We start from the raw sequence: 1,260 nt of genomic DNA on the forward strand, positions 1-1,260 counted from the left end.
GCCGCGGCTCAGTTGCCCTCGGCCCGCTGCTTCTCGGGCGCCTTGGGCCGGGCGCCCCGCTGCGCCGACAGGGTCGCCGCGTCCACACGGCAGCGTCCGCGCCAGCAGCTCGGTGGCCAGCGGCCCGACCTCCGGGTCGGCCGGCTCCTCCCCCAGCGCCGCGCCGAACGCGCCGATCGCCTGGTCGAGGTAGGAGATGCCGAGCGCCACGGCGAGCCGCCCGTACGCGTAGGGGTCGGCGCCCCGGTCGATCAGCTTGAGCCCGGCGGTCAGGACCCGCTGGGCCCGGGCGGGCTCGTCGCGCTCCAGCAGCCGCTGGGCCAGGTCGTGCGCGGCGGGCGGCCCGTACTCGGCGTCCCCGGTCGCGATCACCGCCTCCCAGTGGCCGCGGGCGGCGTCGAAGTCGCCGGCGTCGTCGGCGATCCGGGCGAGGGCCAGATGGGCGGGCGGCAGGTAGGCGGGGTTGCCGAAGTCGACCACGACCCGCCAGGCGGGCGCCGCCCGCTCGTGCTCGCCCGCCCGCTCGTGGGTGAGCGCCAGGTGGTAGGCGGCGCGCGGCCCGTACTCGGGATCGGCCGTGGCGATCGCCGTCCGGTCGGCCTCCCTGGCGCGCTCGACGTGCCCGGCGTCGTCCAGGACGACCGCCAGCCCCAGCGCCGCCCGCGCCCGGAAGGGGGTGTCGCCCAGCGCGAGCACCTTCTCGAACAGCAGCGCGGCCCTCTCGGCCTCACCGCCCTCGGCGAGGCCGCGGGCCTCCTCGCACAGTCGCGCCGCGTCGTCGGATACCGCGTCCGGAGACTCGATCATCGCTCTTCTGCCCTCTGGGGGTCGGGGTCCGCAAAGAGCGTAGCGATCCACCCGCTCCCCGTCCCGGCGCGACACCCCAAAACCCAAGCAAGATCACAAATCCATCGCCCGACCCGTCCCGGCGACCTCCCGCACGCAGCGAGCCGCAAGGTCAGCCGAAGCGATCTCGGGGATCGCCCGGACGACGAAAGCCCAGGTCCAAGCGAGCAGGCCATCGCAGAACAGCCCGCCGACCCCGGCCACCGCCGCAACCCCACGACGACCTCAAGGTTGCGATCGCGTCCGAAGGCAGGTTCGAGCGAAGCGAGAACCTGATCGCGCAGCGAGCCGCCAGGCGAGCCGGAGCGATGCCAGCGATCGCACGCAGTGCTCGACGATGGAGGGCCGTCAAGGCCCGAAGGAGGAGAGCACTGCAATAAACACAGCAGCGAGCCGCAAGGCGAGCCGGAGCGA

The 1,260-nt window shown here is 74.4% G+C and carries 1 protein-coding gene; it reads right to left on the bottom strand.

Annotated elements, in window-relative coordinates:
• Positions 1–807, bottom strand: an 807-nt coding sequence (locus AB0K37_RS42255) for a tetratricopeptide repeat protein (RefSeq protein ID WP_363991890.1), incomplete at its 3' end; no start/stop codon positions are given.
• Positions 808–1,260 lie beyond the last annotated feature (453 nt).

This window comes from Actinomadura sp. NPDC049753, assembly GCF_040674655.1.
In the GTDB taxonomy this organism is placed as follows: Bacteria; Actinomycetota; Actinomycetes; order Streptosporangiales; family Streptosporangiaceae; genus Spirillospora; species Spirillospora verrucosospora.